General features: G+C 69.0%; 16 protein-coding genes and 3 pseudogenes. 10 read left to right on the forward strand and 9 right to left on the reverse strand.

The window, feature by feature from the left end:
- The first annotated feature begins 34 nt into the window (after positions 1–34).
- The 6 genes and pseudogenes from J8M50_RS24845 to J8M50_RS50120 form a co-directional block, all read left to right on the forward strand.
- A complete protein-coding gene (locus J8M50_RS24845) occupies positions 35–733 on the forward strand; it encodes a sigma factor (protein ID WP_029184494.1) in 699 nt (232 codons plus the stop codon).
- 233 nt (positions 734–966) lie between these two features.
- The gene (locus J8M50_RS24850; protein WP_029184493.1) at positions 967–2,034 is read left to right on the forward strand and encodes a ferritin-like domain-containing protein; all 1,068 of its coding nucleotides are present in this window, start codon (positions 967–969) and stop codon (positions 2,032–2,034) included.
- A gap of 117 nt (positions 2,035–2,151) precedes the next feature.
- Entirely contained in the window at positions 2,152–3,156 is a 1,005-nt protein-coding gene (gene ilvC / locus J8M50_RS24855) for a ketol-acid reductoisomerase (protein ID WP_010359033.1), read from the forward strand.
- 16 nt (positions 3,157–3,172) lie between these two features.
- Positions 3,173–3,607, forward strand: coding sequence for a VOC family protein (locus tag J8M50_RS24860; protein WP_010359032.1), 435 nt, complete (start codon positions 3,173–3,175; stop codon positions 3,605–3,607).
- A 340-nt stretch (positions 3,608–3,947) separates the two neighbouring features.
- Complete coding sequence (locus J8M50_RS24865) at positions 3,948–4,586, forward strand: antibiotic biosynthesis monooxygenase (RefSeq protein WP_223786261.1); 639 nt, start codon at positions 3,948–3,950, stop codon at positions 4,584–4,586.
- 100 nt (positions 4,587–4,686) lie between these two features.
- A pseudogene (locus J8M50_RS50120) lies at positions 4,687–5,236 on the forward strand (SDR family oxidoreductase); the annotation flags it as partial.
- 387 nt (positions 5,237–5,623) lie between these two features.
- On the opposite strand, the gene J8M50_RS24875 reads toward J8M50_RS50120, so the two are convergent.
- The 6 genes from J8M50_RS24875 to J8M50_RS24900 form a co-directional block, all read right to left on the reverse strand.
- Positions 5,624–6,223, reverse strand: coding sequence for a TetR/AcrR family transcriptional regulator (locus J8M50_RS24875; RefSeq protein WP_029184492.1), 600 nt, complete (start codon positions 6,221–6,223; stop codon positions 5,624–5,626).
- Positions 6,224–6,305: 82 nt separating this feature from the next.
- Positions 6,306–7,613, reverse strand: coding sequence for a D-arabinono-1,4-lactone oxidase (locus J8M50_RS24880; RefSeq protein ID WP_010359028.1), 1,308 nt, complete (start codon positions 7,611–7,613; stop codon positions 6,306–6,308).
- A 9-nt stretch (positions 7,614–7,622) separates the two neighbouring features.
- Complete coding sequence (locus J8M50_RS24885; protein WP_029184491.1) at positions 7,623–8,879, reverse strand: MFS transporter; 1,257 nt, start codon at positions 8,877–8,879, stop codon at positions 7,623–7,625.
- Positions 8,880–8,908: 29 nt separating this feature from the next.
- Positions 8,909–10,150, reverse strand: coding sequence for an amino acid deaminase/aldolase (locus tag J8M50_RS24890; RefSeq protein ID WP_010359026.1), 1,242 nt, complete (start codon positions 10,148–10,150; stop codon positions 8,909–8,911).
- Positions 10,151–10,184: 34 nt separating this feature from the next.
- Positions 10,185–11,012 (reverse strand): SDR family oxidoreductase, encoded by an 828-nt coding sequence (locus J8M50_RS24895; protein ID WP_010359025.1) that lies wholly within the window; start codon positions 11,010–11,012, stop codon positions 10,185–10,187.
- 50 nt (positions 11,013–11,062) lie between these two features.
- Positions 11,063–12,046 carry an SMP-30/gluconolactonase/LRE family protein gene (locus J8M50_RS24900; protein ID WP_010359024.1) on the reverse strand — a complete coding sequence of 328 codons (984 nt, stop codon included), beginning with the start codon at positions 12,044–12,046 and terminating at the stop codon, positions 11,063–11,065.
- 164 nt (positions 12,047–12,210) lie between these two features.
- On the opposite strand from J8M50_RS24900, the gene J8M50_RS24905 reads away from it, so the two are divergent.
- From J8M50_RS24905 to J8M50_RS49225, 4 genes and pseudogenes are all read left to right on the forward strand, one after another.
- Positions 12,211–13,731: an aldehyde dehydrogenase family protein gene (locus tag J8M50_RS24905; protein ID WP_010359023.1), complete on the forward strand. Its 1,521-nt coding sequence runs from the start codon at positions 12,211–12,213 to the stop codon at positions 13,729–13,731.
- A 33-nt stretch (positions 13,732–13,764) separates the two neighbouring features.
- Positions 13,765–14,574, forward strand: coding sequence for a class II aldolase/adducin family protein (locus J8M50_RS24910; RefSeq protein ID WP_010359021.1), 810 nt, complete (start codon positions 13,765–13,767; stop codon positions 14,572–14,574).
- Between the two features lie 453 nt (positions 14,575–15,027).
- Positions 15,028–15,210 (forward strand): annotated as a pseudogene (locus J8M50_RS49220) (siderophore-interacting protein); the annotation flags it as partial.
- A gap of 54 nt (positions 15,211–15,264) precedes the next feature.
- Positions 15,265–15,706, forward strand: a pseudogene (locus J8M50_RS49225) (IS1380 family transposase); the annotation flags it as partial.
- A gap of 193 nt (positions 15,707–15,899) precedes the next feature.
- On the opposite strand, the gene J8M50_RS24920 reads toward J8M50_RS49225, so the two are convergent.
- The 3 genes from J8M50_RS24920 to J8M50_RS24930 form a co-directional block, all read right to left on the reverse strand.
- Positions 15,900–17,339 carry a gamma-aminobutyraldehyde dehydrogenase gene (locus tag J8M50_RS24920; protein ID WP_010359019.1) on the reverse strand — a complete coding sequence of 480 codons (1,440 nt, stop codon included), beginning with the start codon at positions 17,337–17,339 and terminating at the stop codon, positions 15,900–15,902.
- A gap of 200 nt (positions 17,340–17,539) precedes the next feature.
- Complete coding sequence (locus tag J8M50_RS24925; RefSeq protein ID WP_029184487.1) at positions 17,540–19,855, reverse strand: N,N-dimethylformamidase beta subunit family domain-containing protein; 2,316 nt, start codon at positions 19,853–19,855, stop codon at positions 17,540–17,542.
- An 18-nt stretch (positions 19,856–19,873) separates the two neighbouring features.
- Complete coding sequence (locus J8M50_RS24930; protein WP_010359018.1) at positions 19,874–20,221, reverse strand: N,N-dimethylformamidase alpha subunit family protein; 348 nt, start codon at positions 20,219–20,221, stop codon at positions 19,874–19,876.
- Between the last annotated feature and the right edge of the window lie 43 nt (positions 20,222–20,264).

Below are 20,264 nucleotides of genomic sequence, written 5' to 3' on the forward strand. Positions count from 1 at the left end.
TTGACGGGTGCTCGACCACCATGAGGAGTTCCCGATGTCCGCGCCCTGCACACCGCCCCACACCCCGGCCGAGGACGACCTGCACAACGCCCTCGACATCTTCCTGGCCCAGCGGACCCGGCTCTTCCGCATCGCCCACCGCATTCTCGGCGACGTCGCGGGAGCCGAGGACGTGGTCCAGGAGGTGTGGCTGCGCTGGCAGGGCACACGGCGCGCGGACATCAACCAGCCGGCCGCGTTCCTGGTCACGGCCACGACCCGGCTCGCCCTCAACGTCGTCCAGTCGGCGCGGTACCGCCATGAGACCTCGGTGGAGCCGCAGTTCGACCTCGGCGACCGCACCGCCCAGGATCCCGTACTGAGCGCCGAGCGGGCCGTGGCGGTCGAGGGAGCCCTGACCCTGCTCATGGCACGGCTGACACCGAACGGGCTGGCCGCCTACGTGCTGCGCAAGGGTTTCGGCTACGCCTACGCCGAACTCGCGGCGCTGCTGCGGATCAGCGTCCCGAACGCCCGGACGATGGTCCACCGCGCGCAGACCCGCCTGGAGCGCGACCGCGAGCAGCCGGTCCCCACCGAGTCGCACCGCCGCCTCGTCACCGCGTTCCGGGCGGCGGCCGGCACCGGGGACCTCGAAGACCTCGTACGTCTCCTAGCGCCCGAGCCCCCGGCCGGCCCTGGCCCGCAGCCGTCGTCCCACCCCGCTTCCCGAACCGCCCAGCAAGTCGCATGACGAAGTGCCAGGACCGACCGGGCGCTGCCCCGCAGGTCCGGTCAGGCGAGCGCGCGAGACGGGAAGTCGGTGTACGACGCCGTTGAACTGAGGGGTGGCGAGCATGGCGCCGTAGCGGCCGACACGTTCCATCACACTGTCTCGCGTGTCACAGATGTTAGGTCTCACCTGTCAGTGGAGTGACGCGTGAACCAGCATCCCCACACCCACGAAACGAAGTGAGCTTCTCCACCATGCCTCAGAACCAGTTCGACACACGTGACACCCCGTCCACGACCGGCATCGCCACGCCGGAAGACCTGCGCACGCACCTCCAGTGGGCGATCGAACTCGAACACTCCACCCTGCCGCCCTACCTGACGGCCCTGTACTCCCTCGACCCCGAGCGGAACGCGGACGCCGCACAACTCGTCGGCAGCGTCTTCGTCGAGGAGATGATCCACCTCGCCCTGGCGGCGAATCTGCTCAACGCGGTCGGTGGCCGCCCCCTCCTGGACGCGCCGCACATGCTGCCGCCGCACCCCCGGACCATGCCGCACGCCGACCCGTCCATCCAGTTGTCCCTGCTGCCGTTCGGCCCGGAGGCGCTCGACATGTTCCTCCGCCTCGAACAGCCGGCACACCCCGAAGATCCGGCCGAGGGAGACGGCTACGAGACGATCGGACAGTTCTACGACGCGATCGGGAAGGGGCTACGGTACTTGTGCGCCGAACTGGGGGAGGACCAGGTCTTCACCGGGGACCCGGCCCGCCAGGTGTCCGGCGGCCCGTTCGCCCACACGGCAGGACACCTCGCCCCGGTCACCGGCCTCGACTCGGCACTCGCGGCGCTGGAGGAGATCGTCGAGCAGGGCGAGGGCGCGGCCCGCGCCACCGTCTGGGACGGCGACAAGGACCTGTTCCACCCCGAGACCAAAGCGGTCTCCCACTACTACCGGTTCCAGGAACTCGCCTCGGGCCGGCGCTACCAGCCCGGTGACACACCCGAGTCCGGCCCCACCGGCGAGACCGTGACCGTGGACCCGGCGGGTGTCCGCCCCGTACGCCCCAACCAGCGTGCGGCGGACCAGCCGGAGGGCAGCGCGATCCGCACCGCGCAGGAAGCGTTCAACCAGACGTACTGCAAGATGCTGAACATGTTGCAGCAGGCATTCAACGGCAACCCGGCGATGCTGGCCATGTCCGTGGGCACCATGTACGTGGCCAAGGGACAGGCACAGAGCCTGATGGCACTCCAGGACGACGAAGGCCGGGCGGCAGGCCCGACTTTCGAGTACGTGGCTCCCGAGGACCGCGCTTAGTTCCCATAACGTTCCGGAACACTGTGATGACACTTTGTGGTGCGATAGTGTTTCCACTGTTTCTCGGCGGCGGGTGCCCTCCCGCCGTTTCGCAGGGCCACGAGTGAAGGGATCACCATGGCCAAGATGTTCTACGACGCCGACGCCGACCTGTCCGTCGTCCAGGGCCGCAAGGTCGCGGTCATCGGTTACGGCAGTCAGGGCCACGCCCACGCGCTGTCCCTGCGTGACTCGGGCGTGGACGTCCGCGTCGGCCTGCACGAGGGCTCCAAGTCCCGGGCGAAGGCCGAGGAACAAGGCCTGCGCGTGGTGACGGTGGCCGAGGCCGCCGCCGAGGCCGACGTCGTCATGATCCTGATCCCGGACCCCCTCCAGGGCGAGATCTACGAGACGCACATCGCCCCGAACCTGAAGGACGGCGACGCGCTGTTCTTCGGCCACGGCTTCAACATCCGCTTCGGCTTCGTCAAGCCCCCGGCGGGCGTCGACGTGTGCATGGTCGCGCCGAAGGGACCGGGTCACCTGGTGCGCCGTCAGTACGAGGAGGGGCGCGGCGTTCCCTGCCTGGTGGCGGTCGAGCAGGACGCGACCGGAGGCGCCCTCGCGCTGGCGCTGTCGTACGCCAAGGGCATCGGTGGCACCCGTGCCGGTGTCATCGAGACGACGTTCACCGAGGAGACCGAGACCGACCTGTTCGGTGAGCAGGCCGTCCTCGCCGGAGGCGTCACGGCGTTGGTGAAGGCCGGTTTCGAGACGCTGACCGAGGCGGGCTACCAGCCGGAGATCGCGTACTTCGAGTGCCTCCACGAGCTGAAGCTGATCGTCGACCTCATGTACGAGGGCGGCCTGGAGAAGATGCGCTGGTCGATCTCCGAGACCGCCGAGTGGGGCGACTACGTCACCGGCCCCCGCATCATCACCGACGCCACCAAGGCCGAGATGAAGCAGGTCCTCGCCGAGATCCAGGACGGCACCTTCGCGCGTGAGTGGATGGCCGAGTACCACGGCGGTCTGAAGAAGTACAACGAGTACAGGACCGCGGACGCCGAGCACCTGCTGGAGGCCACCGGCAAGCAACTGCGCAAGCTGATGAGCTGGGTCGACGACGGGGAAACGGCATGAGGAGGAGCACGACATCATGGAGCTGAGACTGGGCGTACTCGTCCTGCCCGTCTCGGACGTCGACCGGGCCAAGGCGTTCTACGAGGCGGCCGGGTTCCGGCTGGACGCGGACCACACCGTCGACGATTCCTACCGCGTGGTGCACATGACACCCCCGGGTTCCGCATGCTCGATCCTGTTCGGAACCGGAGTCACCACGGCTGTGCCGGGCTCGGTGCAGGGTCTCCACCTCGTCGTGTCCGACATCGAGAGGGCGTGCCGGGAACTCGACGCAAGGGGCGTGGAAACCGGCGGCATCTTCCACGACACGAGCGGCATGTTCCACCGCTGCACCGACGAGAACCGGGTCGCCGGACTCGACCCGCAGCGCCGTGATTACCACTCATACGCCGAGTTCAAAGACCCGGACGGCAATGGATGGGTACTGCAGGAAGTGCCGGTCGGCGGTTGAGAGTGGTCAGCGCGATCTCCAGGTTGATGGCGTCGATCTGCTCCTCGGTGAAGTGGGCGTTGACCTCTTCGCTCGTCGGTGTCACCGGCCTTCTTCCCGCCGACGACACCGGCGTGGACACACGCCGAGCAGCTTCGGGCCGACACCCCCAGCGGCGATCGCCTTCTGGAGGTGCTGGATCGCGGTCCACGCAATCGGTCCTCGGCTACGTCCGGAGTCAGTCCTTCCGGTGGTGGTGCTGAAGCTTCTCTGCGGTTTCTTGAGCCCGTGCCGCTTGTGTCGACGCAAACCCGGCCAACGTTCGTGGCCAGTGGTTGACCTCAACCACGCTTGACGTTCCATGCTGCTGGACACGCGGCGACGACAGGAGGTGCGTGTGACAACGCTTCGGTTGCCGGATTTGGACCGGCCTGACGCCGGGACCACGCTGATCAGCGAGTGGATCGTGGACACACAGGACCGGCAGGACCGGGCGGGGCGTGCGTTGCTCGGTGAGTGGGGCGAGCTGTCGGCCGGGTTTCGCCCTGAGGGTTTCCTGCGGCTCAGTTGCTTCGCGAACGGGGACGGGCGTGGGCTGCTCAGCGTCGCACAGTGGACCAGCGACGAGGCTCACCTCGCCTTCGTCCGCGAGCACCGGGCTGACATGGTCGGCCGCATCGACCGCGAGATCCCGGGGATCCGGCGTCCCGGGCTGGTCCGCTACCGGTTGGCGCACACCGTGGTGACGGAGGGCACCGATGACACGGTCGACGTGATCGTCGTCGCGCACGCGGAGACTGAGTCGGCGTCCCGTGCCGCACGATGGGCTGAGACCACCGCCGATCGGCTACGAACGGGTCGGCCCCCGGGCATGGGTACTGCACATGTGTTCGTGAGCGACGACGGTGCGCGTGGCCTGCTCTACGCGCCGGTGACACATACGAATGGCGTTGCCGGTGCGCGGCCCTACCGGCTGCTCGGATCCGTCGCAGGGCTCTGACGGTACGGGTCTGCGGCTGCTGGGCAGCGTCTCCCTCGGACGCGTCGTCTTCACTCGGCGGTTCCTGCCGACCGTCGCCCGGTCAACCACGTCCTCGTCGATGGCGCCGTCGTCATCCGCTCCACGAACACGCTGCCCTCACGGGCTACGCCCACCTGGTCACGGACCCGGCCGAACTCGCCCCTACGATGCCCTGTTGCATCCCTGGGTGGACCGGACCATGGAACACGCGGTGGAAGTGGTGGCCGTACCGACGGACGTGTCCGACGAGGCATCGGTGACCGCGCTCGCGGACCGCACGATGGCGGAGTACGGGCGGGTGGACCTGGTGTGCAACAACGCCGGAGTCGTGCCACCCGCTGCTCCGCTCTGGGAACAGGAGGCGCGTACCTGGCAGTTGATGATCGGAGTCAAAGTGCTCGGTATCGTGCGGTGTCAAGGCGTTCGCTCCGCTGCTCATCGCCCAGGGCACGGGCCACTTCCTCAACACCGCCTCCTCCGGAGGACTCGGCCCGCTGCCCGACCGCACGCCCTGCACCGCCACCATGCACGCCGTGATCGGCCTGACCGAGACGCTCGATGTCGAGCTGAAGCGCGTCGCGCCCGCCGTGGGAGCGACGGTGCTCTGCCCCGGCCTCGTCGACACACCCCTCGGCCGGAACTCCGCCGCACTGGGCGCGATCCGGCTTCCTCGTCCATGCGGGACCTCCCCACGCGACAGGGAATCCTCTCCTCCGGGAGGTCGCCGAGACGGCGATCGCCGCCATCGAGCGGTCACCTCCACGCCGCTCCCGGCACAGGCGTCGGAACCCGCGCCCGCGCTCGTATCGATACGCTGCTCGGCAACCTCGCGGACTGTTGAGCAGAGTCGGGGACCGGCGGGGTCGGAGCACATCCGTCCCACCACCTCGACCGGGAGGGCAGCCCGCTTCGCCTGTCTGGGGTTCCTGTCGATGCTGGACCAATGGATCCGCCTGAGTCAGTCGAGTGGTCCCTGGGACGCGAAACTGTGGCTCGACGACATCGCGCCCGACCCTCTACTCCACCTTCTCGGTGAGGGTCTCAAGGTGGCGGCCGACAAGGCGGAGCACATCGAGGCTGGACTCGCTGTCGCGGTCGACAAGCCAAGTCAGGGCGACCCCGTCGAGGACGGAGCACATGTAGCGGGCCAGGACGGGCAGCGGGACGGTCCACCGGATACCGGCGCTCTCGGCCGCTTCCGCGAGCAGTTCCTGATGCACTTCCAGATAGTGGGCGTACTGCCGCTGAGCCAGTTCTTCGAACCCGGCCTGACGCAACGCGTAGTGGGTGAGTTCGTACCCCACTTGCTGCTCGCCCGGACTGTCCTCCACGCCCTGCCAGAACGCGTTGAGGCTGTTGGTGATACGCGTGCCGAAATCGCCTTCCGACGCGAACACCTGCCGCGCCGTGGCCACACTGCTGTCCGTGAGGCGAGTGATGACCTCTTGCAGGAGTTCCTCGCGCGACTGGAAGCAGTAGTGGAAGACTCCCAACGGCATTTCCGCTTCATTGACGATCGCGCGTGTCGTGGCCTTCGCGACTCCGTCGCGGACCATCACGCGGACTGCCGCGGCGATCAGGTGCTCTCGTCGATCCTTCGCTGCCATGCGAGACATCCGGGCGCCGCTCCTCCACGCTTGCTGGGAGACCTCATCCTAACTCGGCGTCTTGGACGAATGACCAACTGGGGTTCTCGATTCAGTGGCCCAAAATCCGTCGCACGTACGCATTGGTGAAACGCCGGTCGGGATCGAGCCGGTCGCGTAGCGCGGTGAACTCAGCGAAACGCGGATACACCTCGGCGAAATAGTTGGCATCGCGAGTGTGGAGTTTGCCCCAATGTGGGCGTCCATCGTGCGCGATAAAGATGTGCTCCGCTTTCGCGAAGTACTCACGATAAGGGGTTCCGCGATACACGTGGACGGCTATATAGGCGCTGTCGCGTCCGGACGCGGTGGAGAGGGCGATGTCGTCGGCAGGCGCGGTGCGTACCTCGACGGGAAAGCTGATCCGCAGACCGGAGCGGTCGACCATGGCCTTGAGCTCGCTGAGGGCGTCCAGAACGGCCTCGCGCGGGACGGCGTACTCCATCTCGATCATCCGGACGCGGCGCGGGCTGGTGAAGACCTTGTACGGGATGTCCGTGTAGGTCCTGGCCGAGAGGCCACGGCTGGCCAGCTGCGCGATGACCGGGACGGCCGCAGGCACAGCCCGGCCCACGGAGTTGAGCGCCTGGAAGACGCCGTTGGAGAGGAACTCGTCCTCGAACCACCCCTTCAGCCGGCCCAACGGGGCGTGGGGGCCGACGGTCCGGTTGTTGCGCAGGGTGTTGCAGTTGTCGGTGTGCGGGAACCAGTAGAACTCGAAGTGGTCGTTGTCGGCGTGCAGTTCGTCGAAGGTCGCGGTGACCCTGTCGAACGTCATCGGCTCTTCCCGCGCGGCGAGCAGGAAGAGCGGTTCGACGGCGAAGGTGAGGGCGGTGACGACGCCCAGGGCGCCCAGCCCGACGCGTGCCGCGGCGAACACCTCCGGATTCTCGGTCCCGGAGCACCGGAGCAGTGAACCGTCGGCTGTCACCAGCTCCAGGTCACGGATCTGCGCCGCGATCGAGCCCGAGTCGCGGCCCGTGCCGTGCGTGCCCGTACTGGTGGCACCGGCGACCGTCTGTTCCATGATGTCGCCCATGTTCGCGAGCGACAGGCCCTCCTGGGCCAGGGCGATGTTCAGTGCCTTGAGCCGGGTACCCGCCTCCACGGTGACGAGGCCGGCCTCACGGTCGATCGCGCGGATGCCGGTGAGGCGGTCGGGCCGTATCAGCACGCCCTCGGTGGCGGCGGCAGCGGTGAAGGAGTGGCCGCTGCCCACCGCTTTCACGGCAAGGCCGTCCTCGGCTGCCTGCCGTACGGCGGCGCGAAGCTCCTCGACCGACGCGGGGGCGATGTCCCGGGTCGGCCGGGCGGTGACGTTGCCGGCCCAGTTCTGCCAGACGTTGCTGACCGTTTCCATGGACTTCCTTCATCTGACGGAACGTACGCGGTACACGAACAGGACCCCGAGGGCCGCGGTCACGCCGACCAGGGCGAAGAGGAGTGGATAGCCCCGGTCCGAGGTGATGATGAAGCTGGCGATGAGCGGGGCCAGCGCGGGCGGCACGACCGTACCGATGTTCATGATGCCGAGATCCTGGGCCCGGTTTTCCGCGTCGGGCAGGACCTGGGTGATCAGAGCCTGGTCGACGGCCATGTACGCGCCGAAGCCGCCGCCCATGAGGGCCGACGCCACCAGCGCGACGGTGAGGTCGGGGAAGCCCGCCAGCAGGAAACCGGAGCACGCCTGTAGCAGCGCCGCCAGCGCGACGAAGATCCGCCGTCTGCCGAGGCGGTCGGACAGTACCCCGGCGACGGAGGTGGCCAGGACTCCAGCCAGCAGATAGAGCGCGGTGAAGGCCAGGAGGCTGCCGGCCGGATCGGCCACTTTCAGGTCGTCGGTCAGGAAGTAGAGGGTGTAGCAGACGCCGAGGGAGTTCGCCAGGTTGACCAGGAGCCGCCCGCCGAAGGCCCAGGCGAATTCGCGGTTCCTGAGAGAGCCGCCCATGGAGGTGAGCAGCTCGCGCAGACTCAGTGGAGGCTCGGCACCGTACGCGGGGTCACGGAAGCGCGCCAGGAACGGCACGGTGCAGATGATCAGCAGGGCCGCGATGACGAGGTAGCCGCTCTCGGGGGAGAGCGCGAAGACGGAGACGACGGTGATGCCGACCACCACGCCGAGGGCCTGGGGGCCGTAGATCGCGCTGGACACCAGACCGCGCTGACCGACGGGAACGCGGTCGGCGATGAGGGCGGTCAACCCGGCGGTGGCAGCGCTGAGTCCGAGCATGCAGGCCGCCCACGCGACGGCCACCCCGGCCACGCTCTTCTGCTCCCCGGTGGTGACGAGCCCCGCGGCGAACGAGAGAGTGCCGGCCGCGAGCCAGAGTCTTCGGCGTCCGAAGCGGCTCCGGGAGCGGTCGCACAGCGCGCCGCACAAGGGGAGAGCGAGCAGCGCGACCAGTCCTGAGACGGCGTTGACGACGGCGAAGTCCTGAATCTTGGAGGCCGGGTCGATCGCCTCCAGCTGCTGTGGGAGCAGCAGTTGGAGGGGGACGAGATTCGCCATCCAGTACCCGAACCAGACCAGGCCGAACAAGGTGATCCAGCCACGTGAGACGGGCTCGGCCTCCACCCCGGTGATGGCGGCCGGCACCCGGGCCGGATGGTGGAATTCCGTGGACAAGGAGCCTCCGGGAGACGAAGAAGGGTGGGTCAGAGGAAGGCGTGTCCTTCGCCGCGGTAGGTCGCGACCTGGTCGACGATCCGCGCGCCCGACACCAGGTGGAGTGTGTTGACGCGTTCGCACAGCTCGCCCGCCTTGGCATGCCGGAACCACACGTGGTCGCCGAGCCGCAGCCCGTGTGCCGCGGCGCCCAGGACCGGCGTCTGGACCTCTCCGGCCCCTTCCCTGGGGTTCATCCGCAGGCCATGAGGCCAGCTCACGATGGGCTGACGGTCGGGGCCGGGCGGGCCGGAGGCGATCCAGCCGCCGCCGAGAACGGTGGCGATGCCGGGGTTCGGCCGGCGTACGACGGACATGACGAAGTAGGCGGCGGGCCGGGGACGGAAGCGCCGGTAGAAGTCGAAGAGCCCGGGCCCGTAGAGGCCCGATCCGGCGCCGATCTCGGTGATGACGTGCTCGGCGGCGGTCTGCTCGATCGAGCCCGTACCCCCGCCGTTGACGAATTCCAGCGGGGTGACGGCTTCGACGGCGGCGACGGCCGCGGCGCGCCGGTCCGCCAGTTCACGTGCGGACAAGCGTTGCATGACGCGGATCGCGGCCCGCATGAGCGGTGACCCGGGCTGGTTGTCGCCGAGTCCGGCGATCTGGCCCTCGTAGGACATCAGCCCGGCCAGGTGGAATCCGGCCCGGTCCTGGACGGCCCGGGCAAGTGCCGCGGCCTGCTGCGGGGTGTGCACCGGGGAGCGGTACGGGCCGAGGTGGACCCGGCCGCCCGCCAGTTCCAGCGCGGCGTCCAGATCGATGCAGACGCGGATGTCGGGCCGGGAGGTGCCCACCACCGCGTCGACGAAGTCCAGGTGGCGGACGGAGTCGATCATGAGGGTGATGCGCGAGGCCGCGCGCTCGTCCGCCGCGAGCCGCTTCAGCGCGGCGCGGTCCGTCGTCGGATACCCGATGACCACATCCGTGTGCTCTTCGGCGAGCCACAGGGCCTCGGGCAGGGTGAAGGCGAGGATTCCCCGGTATCCCGGCCGTCGGACGGCACGCCGGATCAGGTCCCGGCTGCGGACCGACTTGCTGGCGAGGCGGATGGTCGCCTGCCCCGCCGCTCGGTGCGCCAGATCCGCGGCGTTGAGGTCGAAGGCGTCGAGGTCCACCACGGCGAACGGCGGGTCCAGGTGCTCGGTCGCCCTGCTCAGCTGGGCCATCCGGACCGGGCTCGGGCCCGCGACGGCGGAGACCGCCTGCTTCACGCCGGGCGGGGAAGGCATGTGCGTACTCACATCCGCACCCTTTCTGGGAGGTTCACGATGCCGACCGGGCGGTGAGGAGCTTCTCCCGCTGGCGCAGCCCCCTGGCCTCGGCCAGGGGGATGACACGGCGCATCAGCCTGGGGAACACGCCGGCGATCCGCTGGACGCGGCCGGCCAGCGGCGGGAACACCACCTCGGCCGGTTTGGCGGCGACCGCGTCGACGACGGCCTCGGCGATCTGTTCCGGTGCGTAGGACTTCTCCGCGAAGGAGATGGCGCAGGAGGGATCGTCCATCTCCTGGTCGAGCATGCCTGTCCGGGTGGACGGCGGATGAATGATCGTGAAGTCCAGCGGCCCGTCGCGTTCCTCGATGGCGACGCTGTGGTGAAAGGCCCGGAGGCCGTGCTTGGTGCCGCAGTAGGTGGCGTATCCGGGCAGCGGCAGGAACGAGGTCATGCTGCATACGTTGATGATGTGACCGTGCCCCTGCGCGGTCATGCGCTCAAGGGCCGTGCAGACCCCGGTGATGGTGCCCAGCAGGTTGATCTCGACGATGTCGCGGTGCTGTCGCGGGCTGAGGTCCCGCGCGTGTCCGGTATGGGTGATGCCGGCGTTGTTGACCAGCACGTCGACGACGCCGAAAGCGGCTTCCGCCGTCTCGAACGCGGTGCGCCAGCCTTCGGCGCTTCGGATGTCCAGCGCACAGGCGGCCGTCCGGGGGCCCAGCGCACGGGCGCGGGCCAGGACGGCATCCTCGTCCACGTCGGTCAGCATGACGCGATGGCCGAGGGCGATCGCGCGTTCCGCGACGGCGGCCCCGATCCCGTTGGCCGCGCCGGTCACGAGAATGGCCCGGCCTTGGTCGGATATGTGGCGCATGGCGGCAGATTCCTCTCGGTCGATCGTCCAGTTCGGGTGGGACCTGATCGTCATCGCGGCAGCCACAGCCGTACGATCTCGATCCGGCCGCCGCCCAGTTCGGCGGCCCGGACCGGGTCGTCCGTCGGCACGGTGGCGGCGAAGAGCGTCCGCCCGTCGGGTCCGGCCATCAGGCAGCTGAGGGTGTTCTGGCTCGTCGCGACCCGGTCCAGGACGCGACCGCCCGGGGCGACGCGCACACATTCACCGCGCAGGGCGTTCGCGACCCAGATCGACTCGCCGTCGACGTCCCACGCGATGCCGTCCGGCGCGATCGGCGACGTGGAACGCTTCGCGATGGCGGGGTGATCCAGGAGCGCCGAGATCTTGCGGGTGACGCGTCCGGCCGGCCCCGGGTGGTTCAGCAGCCGCCAGAGCAGCGGCGAGATCAACGGAGCCCAGGGCTGCGGCTTTCCGGGGATGCCGTCGGGGGCCCTGGGCAGGGTAGTGAGGCGCATGGCGAGGGTCTCGGCCACCACCAGGGCGCTGCCGTCGGCGGTCAGGAGGGTGCCGTTCGGGAAGAGCAGCGGCTCGGTCAGCCCGAGCAGGCTGCCGTCCGGGGCGAGGCACGCGATGGGGGTTCTTGGCGGGCCCGGCGGCGCGTAGAGCAGGGAGTTCGGGTGCTCGCGCGAGAAGGCGTGGTAGTCGAAGCCGAAGTTGCCGACGTAGGCCCGCCCTTGCGGATCGACGAGCATGTCGTTGACCGGACCGCCGACGACGGCGCGCAGATCGGCGTGCTCGACCAGCGTGCCGTCGGGCTCCCGCCGGTACACGCACCCTCCGTCCATGGATACGACGAGCAGGCGGCCGTCGGGGAGCCAGCCGAGCCCGCCGGCCCGGCCGGGGACCTCCAGGACCGTTTCCGGTGCGCCGGTACCGCTCCAACGGTGCACCGTGCTGTGTGCGAGATCGGAGAACCAGAGGGCTCCCTCGTGCCAGCGCAGGGATTCGGGCACGCCCAGGCCGCTCAACGCGACCTCCGCCGTCCATTTCATCCAACCGCTCCTTCGTGACGCGGAATTGAAGAGAGTCCTCAGCCGTCCCACATAACTTGGACGCTCGTACAAGTCACTTGACTTGTACGGGTGACCGTCTCATTCTGGATGAAGAGAAGTCAACGTTCCGGTGGGAGTTTTCCGTGGCACAGACGCGACCCCTCATGACAGACGGCCCCCCGACGGGCGTACGTATCGCGGTGGACAACCCCGCCACCGGAGCGGTGGTCGGCCATGTCTTCGACGCGTCGGCGCAGGAGGTGGCCGAAGCGGTCGCGCGGGCCAGGCGGGCGCAACGGGCCTGGGCGGAGCTGGACGTGCGGTCGCGCGCGGAGTTCTTCGCGCGCGGCCGTCGCTGGCTGATGGCGCACCGGCAGGAGATCACGGACCGCATCGTCGAGGAGAACGGCAAGGCGCAGGAGGACGCGATCGTCGAGATCGTCTACTGCGCCGGCGCCTTCGCGCACTGGGCGAAGCAGGCCCGGAGCCTTCTCGCCAGGACGAGGATCCGCTCGTTCTCACCGTTCGTTCTCGGCCGCAGCATGTACACGCGCCGGGTGCCGCTCGGGGTCGTCGGAGTCATCGGTCCGTGGAACAACCCGCTGCTCAACTCCTTCGGCGACGCCATCCCCGCGCTGGCCGCGGGCAACACGGTCGTCCTGAAGCCCTCCGAACACACACCGCTGACGGCGCTGCTGATGGAGCGGATGACGCGCGAGTGCGGCTGGCCGAAGGACGTCTTCCAGGTCGTCACCGGCGCGGGAGCCACCGGCCGGGCGCTGGTGGACACCGCGGACTTCGTGATGTTCACCGGGTCGACGAAGACCGGCAGGCTGGTCGCGGCACGGGCGGGGGAGCGGCTCATCCCCTGCTCCCTCGAACTCGGGGGAAAGGACGCCCTGGTCGTGCTCGCGGACGCCTCCCTGGAACGGGCCGTGAACGTCACGATCCAGGGCGCCCTGTCCAACGGGGGGCAGATGTGCACCTCGGTGGAGCGGGTGTACGTCGAGGAATCCGTGTATGACGCGTTCGTCGATCTGCTGCGCAAACGGTTCCAGCAGGTCACCTCGGGCAGGCTGCAGGGGCTGGGCAGCACCGACGTGGGGGCTGTGACCTTCCCCCCGCAGCTGACCGTCATGGAGGAGCACGTCGACGACGCGCTGGACAAGGGCGCTCGGGTGCTCGTGGGAGGCCACCGTACCGACGGACCCGGCCGGTTCTTCGAGCCCACGTTGCTCGTCGACGTCGACCACACCATGAGGTGCATGCGGGAGGAGACCTTCGGTCCCACCCTGCCTGTGATGAAGGTCGCGAGCGCCGAGGAAGCCGTCCGGCTGGTCAACGACAGCTCGTACGGGCTGCAAGCCTCCGTCATCGGCTCGAACATGAAGCGCGCCCGGCAGCTGGCGGAGCAGTTCGAGGTCGGCTGCGTCACCATCAACGACGCCCAGACCAACTACATGGCCCTCGGCCTGCCCATGGGCGGCTGGAAGGAGTCCGGCCTCGGCGTCCGCCACGGCGCCGAGGGGATCGAGAAGTACACCAGGCTCCAGGCCGTCAGCGCGAACCGGTTCCCGATGCGCCGGGACATGCACATGATCCCGTACGAGCCTTCGGCCTACCGGTTCATCCTGCGCCTGGCGGACGTCATGTACGGCGCCGGTCTGCGTGGCCGTGCCAAGTAACCGCACCACCCCTGATTTCGAGAGGCCAGCCCCATGACCGTGACACCTGCCGCAGTCCCGCACGCGTCCGTCGGCTCCATGCCCGAGGGCGTCCAGCTGCCGCTGCCCCAGCAGAACCTGAGCGTCGAGGAGGAGCGCGAGATCCGCAAGCGGGAACTCGCCGCCGCCTTCCGCCTGTTCGCCCGCTTCGGGTTCTCCGAGGGGGTGGCCGGGCACATCACGGCCCGTGACCCCGGGAACCCGTCGGCCTTCTGGGTCAACCCCTTCGGTATGTCGTTCAGTCAGATCCGGGTCTCGGACCTGATCCTCGTCGACCACGACGGCACGCTCCTGGAAGGCAGGCGACCGGTCAACAACGCCGCGTTCTGCATCCATTCAGAGGTGCACCGGGCCCGGCCGGACGTGGTCGCCGCGGCCCACACCCATTCCCTGCACGGCAAGGCGTTCTCCAGCCTCGGCATCCCCCTGGAGCCGATCACCCAGGACTCCTGTGCCTTCTTCGAGGACCACGGCATCTACTCCGACTACCGGGGCGTGGTGAACGACACCGAGGAGGGCCGGCGCATCGGCGTGGCACTGGACGGGGGCAAGGCAGTCGTACTACAGAACCACGGGCTGCTGACGGTGGGGGAGTCCGTCGCCGAGGCGGCCTGGTACTTCATCACCATGGAACGTTCCTGCCAGGCCCAGCTTCTGGCGATGGCTGCCGGAAAGCCGAAGCTCATCGACGCCGAGACGGCGAGGACGGTCCGTGCGCAGATCTCCGGCGCTCTGCCGGGGTGGTTCCAGTTCCGTCCTCTGTGGGACCAGATCACTGAGGAACAGCCCGATCTGTTCGACTGAGGGACGGTATGAGCGATGCGGCCGGGGTCCGCCTGAGTTCACGGAGGCGGACCCCGGCCGCATCAACGGCTTGCTCAGCGACACGACACCAATCGCCGTGAACGGTGGAAGCGCGCGCCCCTGCCGAGAAGCGAGCGGAAACTCAATGCCTCCTCGCCGGAACCGGCTGCAAAGTTCGGACCGCGCTCGTCGTTGCCGGACGGCCCGCCTCCAGCGGCGCTCTGGTCGGGGGTGACGGCCGCGGCGTCGAAGTGATCCGTGTCGGTGCGGATCTCCGAGTCTCCCCTGGCGACGGGAGTGGCCTCCCGCACCCGGGTGTGTTGTAAGTCACCCATACTTGAGCGTTGTTAATTAGGTTAGCCTCGCCTAATAGTAACCGAGGGGCGTACGAACCAGCCGCCCATGGTGTACGAGACGTTGCAGGTCAGCCGGGTGGTACAGCTGACCCCGCACATGGTCCGCATCACCCTCACCGCACAGAACCCGGCCACCATGATCGACGCCGGGCCGGACCAGTACACGAAAATCTTCCTCCCCTTGCCCGGCCGGCGGAGCCCCTCCGTGCCGCCGCCGCTCGGCAACGGCGACGGGGTGATGAGCTGGTACCAGCAGTACCTCGCGATGCCCGACGCGCTCCGGCCCCCGATGCGCAACTACACCGTGCGCGCGCAACGGCCGTCGCTCGGCGAAGCCGACTACATGACCGATACCCAACTGGCCCTGGCCCAGCTCCCCAAGACCTACCGGCGCGGGCGCCGCACCCTGATCCGTGCCGACTCCGGCGGCGGCACCCACGAATTCCTCAACTGGCTCACCGCGCGCGGTCGGTGGCCGGCCTACTCGGTCGGCATGACCATCACCGACACCATCCACCACGCCGTACTGAGGATCCCGGCATCGGCCTGGACACCCGCCGTCGCACCGGAGGCGAGATCCGCGTCGGCGCTTGCGTCGCCGAACTCGCCGGGGGCTGCCTGACGAACTGGCTGAAGGGAATGCGCCAGCGATCGCCGGCTCGAACTGAGCCACCGCCAGCGCACCCGCTGCGAGGACCGCATCCGCAACGCCCGCGACACCGGCCTGCGCAACCTCCCCTCATGACTTCGCTCAGAACCAGATCTGGCTGGAGATCGGTCTGTTCCTGTCCTTGCGTCCCGAACGCGTCCCGAACGCGTCCAGGAGGGACAAGGAGAACCCGGCTCCCGGACGTTGCTCCGGCTCGGAGGGGTTTTCGAACTCCTCCGCGGTGGATCCCCCTTCCTCACATCGGGCGGATGTCGGGCCTCTGCGAGGTGATCCCGCTGGCACTGGCGGCGGCGCGAGAGTCACGCGTCCAGTGACGTCATGACGTGCTTGATGCGGGTGTAGTCCTCGAAGCCGTACGCGGACAGATCCTTGCCGTAGCCGGACTGTTTGAAGCCGCCGTGGGGCATCTCGGCAACCAGCGGGATGTGGGTGTTGATCCACACGCAGCCGAAGTCCAGCTTCTTGGACATACGCATCGCGCGCGCGTGGTCCTTGGTCCACACCGACGAGGCCAGGGCGTAGTCGACGCCGTTGGCGTATTCCAGGGCCTGTGCCTCGTCGCGGAAGGACTGGACGGTGATGACCGGGCCGAACACCTCGTTCTGGACGATCTCGTCGTCCTGCTGAAGGCCGGAGACGACGGTGGGGGCGTAGAAGTAGCCCTTGTCGCCGACGCGGTGGCCGCCTGCCTCGATCCGGGCGTGGGCGGGCAGACGCTCGATGAAGCCGGAGACCTGCGTGAGCTGGTTGGCGTTGTTGAGCGGTCCGTACAGTACGTCCGGGTCGTCGGGCCGACCGGTCTTCGTGCCGGTGGCGGCCCTCGCCAGCGCCGTCACGAACTCGTCGTGGACCGATTCCTGTACGAGGACGCGGGCCGCGGCTGTGCAGTCCTGGCCGGCGTTGAAGAAGCCGGCCATCGAGATGCCCAGGGCGGCCTGGGCGATGTCGGCGTCGGCGAAGACGACGACCGGAGCCTTGCCGCCCAGCTCCAGGTGGACGCGCTTGACGTCCTTGGCCGCGGACCCGGCGACTTGCTTGCCGGCCCGTACGGAGCCGGTGATGGAGGCCATCGCCGGGGTGGGGTGTTCGACCATCAGGCGGCCGGTGTCGCGGTCACCGCAGACGACGTTGAAGACGCCTTTGGGGAGGATGGATCCGACGATCGCGGCCATCAGCAGGGTGGAGGCCGGGGTGGTGTCCGACGGTTTCAGGACCACGGTGTTGCCCGCGGCCAGCGCCGGGGCGAACTTCCAGACCGCCATCAGCATCGGGTAGTTCCACGGTGCGACCTGCGCGCAGACCCCGACGGGCTCACGCCGGACGATGGAGGTCATGCCGTCCATGTACTCGCCGGCCGAGCGGCCCTCCAGCAGGCGCGCGGCGCCCGCGAAGAAGCGGATCTGGTCCACCATCGGCGCCACCTCCTCGCTCGCCGTCAGCCCCAGCGGCTTGCCGGTGTTCTCGGACTCGACGGCGACGAGTTCCCCGGTCCTCGCCTCGAAAGCGTCCGCGATCTTCAGCAGCAGGCGCTGCCGCTCGGCCGGGGTGGTGTCGCGCCATGCCGGGAACGCGGCCACGGCTGCGCCCATGGCGGCATCGACGTCCGCCCGGCCGGACAGCGGCGAGGTCGCGTAGGGCTCACCGGTCACCGGGTTGACGATCTCGATGGTCCGCCCGTCGGCGGCGTCCAGGGACTCGCCGTCGATGTAATTTCGCAGCGTGCGCAGAACGGTTGTCACTGGCTCTCCAGTCGGCACATAGGTGGCTCCTCGCGTGTTTCTTCGAATCCGGATCCGGCTGCTGGGGGCGATGTCGGACGACAGCCGCTGGGCCACGGGGGCGGGGACGGGGGCCGCAGCACCAGCACGGCGGCAACAATGGTCGGCTGCCGGGGCCGTGCATCCCCGCCGGCCGGATTCCCGAAGGCGGCAGGGGCGTCCTACTCCAGCGGCTTCTCATCGCGGAAGCGACGCAGCACGTTGCCTGTGATCTTGGCGATGTTGTTGTCGTACCCGTTGTGGGACAGCGACCCGGTCCAGGCGATGGATCCGACCGAGAAGAATCCGCCGCCGCCCTCCAGCGGGCAGTAGACCATGTCCGAGCGGACCGCCGGCTGCTCGGTTCCGCCCATTCCGGGGAGCATCTCGAAGATCTCCTCGGTCACGAGCAGGTAGTTGTCGGAGAAGGGGCCGGAGGTGGCCAGGACCAGGGTTCCGGGCGGCGAGCCGAGCGCCGGGTTCCAGCAGTCGATCTCCGCGCCGGCCGCGCCGCCGCCGATGATGCCGAAGTCGCCCAGGAGCTCGTTCTCCCCGACGCCTTCGAAGATGAAGGCCGCCCGTGGATCCTGACTGTCCGCAAGGCGCTCGTAGTAGGTGCAGCGGTCGAAGCCCTGAGCCGCCATCCCGACCCCTACCAGACGCTGTGGGGCCTTGCCCTTGTTGCGCCACAGGCCGCTGGCCTCGCCGGAGGTGGTGTGGCGGCGTTCGGCGTAGGGGGACTGGTGGGGGCGGGTGCCGCCGTCGGCCCGGCGCAGCTCCAGCAGGTGGGGGGCGTCGGGGTCGTAGGAGACGGTCGCGAAGAACCCGTTGCCGCCCAGGTACATCAGCCGGCCGCCGTTCGCGGTGAACTCCTCGAGGGCGTCGAGCTCGCGCCGTGTGACGTATTCGGGGTGGCTTCCGGTGATCACGACGCGGTAGTCGCGCAGCAGGTCGTGGCCTTCCCGGTCAAGGTCCTCGTCGGTGAGGGCGTCGAACTCGCACTCCGCGGTCTCCAGCCAGTGCACGAGGGACAGGTCGGCGGGCAGGCCCCAGGGGCCTTCGCTCATGAACGAGGCCCGGTACCGCGGCTGCAGGCTGATCAGCGGGCGGCGGACACTGCCGAACACCACTCCTGACCCGTCATTGTGGATTTCGTACAGAGAGCGGCCGAACTCGGGGTGATCCTGTAGGACCAGATCTTCCTTGTGGACGATGGGCGTGTGCCCGAGGAGCATCTCCATGCCGTCCGCCTCGAACGCGATCCGGTCGTTGGCGTACGCCAGGTAGGTGGCGGTGGGGAACAGGACGGCGACGTCCTTGCGCCGGCGGCCCGGTCCGACGAGGAAGGGCACGTGCTGCTCGATGCCCTCGGCCCGCAGCCGCACCGCGTAGACGCCGCTGGTCAGGTCCTCGGGCACCTCGAAGGTGAACGCCGCGGGCCACTGGGCGTCGGCGATGTCGTCGTCGTGGAAGTGGATGGCGTCGAACTCGTCCGGCGCGAGCCGGAAGTCCTCCACGACACCTTGGAACGCGGGCCCGGTGACGCCCCGGACGGGCGCGTTGACACAGCGGCCGTGCAGCCTGTGCGGCCCCTCGTCGACCACGTCCCACAACAGCAGCCCGTCGGGGCGCTCGCTGCGGCCGAAGTGCCAGGCCGCCACCGGCTCGCACGCCTCGGAGGCGTCGTCGGTGGCGCGGTCGACGCGGATGCCGCCGATCTTCCCGTTGAACGCGGTTGCCGCGAGCAGCCGTTCACCGTCCTCGCGAGCCAGCGCACCGATACGGAACGGCATGGAGGAAGCCGTCCAGGCCGCCGAGGCGGTCGCGTTCGCCTGCTCGGGTACGGCGGCTGCGGCGGCCGGTGCCACCCGGTCCGCGCAGTGGTCCAGCGGGGTCTGCCGCAGGGCGATCGACCCCGCCGACCGTGGCAGTTCGACCTCCAGCCGGTACCACTGGTGGGCCGTCAGCTCCTGCTCCAGGGTGAGGGTCCGCCGCTGACCTCCCTCGCTCCATACGAAGGACGGCTTGCCGTCGTCGAGCAGCAGGGCCCAGCCGGTCATGGTCGCCGCGTCCCAGGTGCCCAGGATCGCCTGGCGTTCGCCGGTGAAGCCGACCGAGCTCTGGCTGACCCGATAGGCGCCCAGACTCCCCGAGCGGTTGTCGCGCGGAAGGGTCGGGAAGACGGCGGCGCGGATGACCAGCGCGTCGGGGGTCGCCAGCAGACCGTTCGGGTCGGGGACTTCGACGTAGGAGCCGGGCCGGCAGGCGTAGTAATGCCCCGGGTACCTCCCGTCGATGGCGGAGGGGACCTCGGTCTCCAGGAAGCCGGGCCCCGCCTGCCCGTCGTAGCCGTGTCGCAGGCGCACCAGGGCGGCGCCGTAGGTCGACGGGCCTTCACAGCTGATGTGGAACGACAGTTGTTCGCCGGGACGGGCGGAGAAGCGATCGGTGTAGCCGAAGACGTTCTGGGTCGTCGTGCGGCCGCTTGAGAGTGCCATGACCCTCCTCGTTTCTTTCTAGTTCTGCTGCAGTGCCGCGGCACGCGCGGTGAAGATGCACCGCATGGCGTCTTCGTGGTCCTCGAAGGACTGCTGGGTCAGGAGCAGGTTGCCCGGCATACCCAGGACGATCTGCGCCACGCGCCAGGGGCCGTCGGGGCCTTCGGAGAAGATGATGTGCTTGCCCGAGACGGGCAGGCTGCGCAGCGCCCGCAGTACGCGTTGCGTGCGGTCGTCGTGTGGTCCCAGCGGAGCCGCTTCATGGGCAGCGGCGACCTCGTCGGTGCACTCGTTGCGCAGGCGTTCTTCGCTGCGCAGACGGAACACTTCGAGCAGCTCGGCCGAGCGGTCCGCACTGGTGCGCATCAGTTCACCTCCTGCTGCTGGAACACCGTTGCGGTGCGACGGG

Source organism: Streptomyces acidiscabies, assembly GCF_020010905.1.
Taxonomy (GTDB): Bacteria; Actinomycetota; Actinomycetes; order Streptomycetales; family Streptomycetaceae; genus Streptomyces; species Streptomyces acidiscabies.

What these genes read in the sequence shown, in the direction of transcription:
- J8M50_RS24905 (WP_010359023.1), top strand. Translation starts at nt 12,211, where the DNA reads ATGACAGACGGCCCCCCGACGGGCGTACGTATCGCGGTGGACAACCCC.
- J8M50_RS24875 (WP_029184492.1), bottom strand. Translation starts at nt 6,223, where the DNA reads ATGTCTCGCATGGCAGCGAAGGATCGACGAGAGCACCTGATCGCCGCG.
- J8M50_RS24860 (WP_010359032.1), top strand. Translation starts at nt 3,173, where the DNA reads ATGGAGCTGAGACTGGGCGTACTCGTCCTGCCCGTCTCGGACGTCGAC.
- J8M50_RS24925 (WP_029184487.1), bottom strand. Translation starts at nt 19,855, where the DNA reads ATGGCACTCTCAAGCGGCCGCACGACGACCCAGAACGTCTTCGGCTAC.
- J8M50_RS24910 (WP_010359021.1), top strand. Translation starts at nt 13,765, where the DNA reads ATGACCGTGACACCTGCCGCAGTCCCGCACGCGTCCGTCGGCTCCATG.
- J8M50_RS24850 (WP_029184493.1), top strand. Translation starts at nt 967, where the DNA reads ATGCCTCAGAACCAGTTCGACACACGTGACACCCCGTCCACGACCGGC.
- J8M50_RS24865 (WP_223786261.1), top strand. Translation starts at nt 3,948, where the DNA reads ATGCTGCTGGACACGCGGCGACGACAGGAGGTGCGTGTGACAACGCTT.
- J8M50_RS24895 (WP_010359025.1), bottom strand. Translation starts at nt 11,012, where the DNA reads ATGCGCCACATATCCGACCAAGGCCGGGCCATTCTCGTGACCGGCGCG.
- J8M50_RS24900 (WP_010359024.1), bottom strand. Translation starts at nt 12,046, where the DNA reads ATGAAATGGACGGCGGAGGTCGCGTTGAGCGGCCTGGGCGTGCCCGAA.
- J8M50_RS24890 (WP_010359026.1), bottom strand. Translation starts at nt 10,150, where the DNA reads ATGCCTTCCCCGCCCGGCGTGAAGCAGGCGGTCTCCGCCGTCGCGGGC.
- J8M50_RS24930 (WP_010359018.1), bottom strand. Translation starts at nt 20,221, where the DNA reads ATGCGCACCAGTGCGGACCGCTCGGCCGAGCTGCTCGAAGTGTTCCGT.
- ilvC (WP_010359033.1), top strand. Translation starts at nt 2,152, where the DNA reads ATGGCCAAGATGTTCTACGACGCCGACGCCGACCTGTCCGTCGTCCAG.
- J8M50_RS24880 (WP_010359028.1), bottom strand. Translation starts at nt 7,613, where the DNA reads ATGGAAACGGTCAGCAACGTCTGGCAGAACTGGGCCGGCAACGTCACC.
- J8M50_RS24845 (WP_029184494.1), top strand. Translation starts at nt 35, where the DNA reads ATGTCCGCGCCCTGCACACCGCCCCACACCCCGGCCGAGGACGACCTG.